The sequence below is a fragment of the Actinomycetes bacterium genome, from assembly GCA_024222295.1.
Taxonomy (GTDB): Bacteria; Actinomycetota; Acidimicrobiia; order Acidimicrobiales; family Microtrichaceae; genus JAAEPF01.
Genome location: JAAEPF010000018.1, coordinates 1 through 963, shown reverse-complemented (window position 1 = coordinate 963; position 963 = coordinate 1). Strand labels below are relative to the sequence as shown.

The 963-nt window shown below is 67.9% G+C and carries 1 protein-coding gene; it reads right to left on the bottom strand.

The features are described from left to right. A partial coding sequence (locus GY812_05275) for a hypothetical protein (protein ID MCP4434901.1) occupies positions 1-963 on the bottom strand: 963 nt, incomplete at both ends.

Genomic DNA, 963 nt, shown 5'->3' with positions numbered 1-963 from the left:
CAGACGAAATCGTGGCGCGTGTCCTTTCGTTGCTGTCTGGCTTGATGGCTGAATGCGCTCCTGGGATCGGGCTCTGGATCTGCCAGCGGCGCGAACGGGCGCTGCCGCAGCGGACCCTCTATTGCGGGCTGTTGCTGCTGCAGCATCGCCCGCTCCTCCACGAGATCGACGTTCATCATGGCCGCAACCTGATTCCGCAGCTCTTCTGTGGACAGTTGGTTGTCAGCACGGACGGAGCGGCGGCCCTCTTCGTACGCCCTCTTGCACAACTTCCCGAGCTGACGACGCGAGGCGCCAGCGATGGTATCGTACTTCAATTGGAGGTCGTTCTCCTCTCGCTTCCCGTCCGCGAACGCGAGACGTCGATCCCGCGGGCCGAGCGGAAGCGGCGGCAGACGGTCCGGCCCGTCCAAGCCCAGCTGCCGGCCCACCTCCTCCGCCGCGTCGAACTGCACGCTGCCGACCCTGGCGAGCACGGCCTCCCTCCACCTCCTCAGACGCTCCTCGAGGCCTTCGACGTCCCCCGCGCGCAGCTTCGCGAGGAACGCGCCGGTCATCGGGTGCAGGCGCCACAGGTGGATGTGCGGATGGATGCCGCCGCGCCCCTGCGACTCCACGGGTCCGAAGAACGCGCGGACGAGCCCGAACGCTCCACACGCCCCCGTGGCGGCCACGCCGTCGGAGACGCCCGTGGCCCCGCGCTGCGGCGTGACGCCGACGACATGCTCCAGGAACAGTTCCAGCATGAGGTTCGTGACCATGGCCTGCGACACCGGGTCAGCGGCCACCCGCCGCAGCATGTCCCGCGTTGAGGGCATCACAGGAGCAGTCTCCTCAAGCAGCCGCCATCGCTGTACGGAGGCGCCCTCGTACATCAGGGACACCATCAGGTTCCGAGTGTCCGCGATGTTCGGCGTCGTGAACACCAGGGGAGGCCCGAAGAGCCGGATGTGCCGCAGCGTG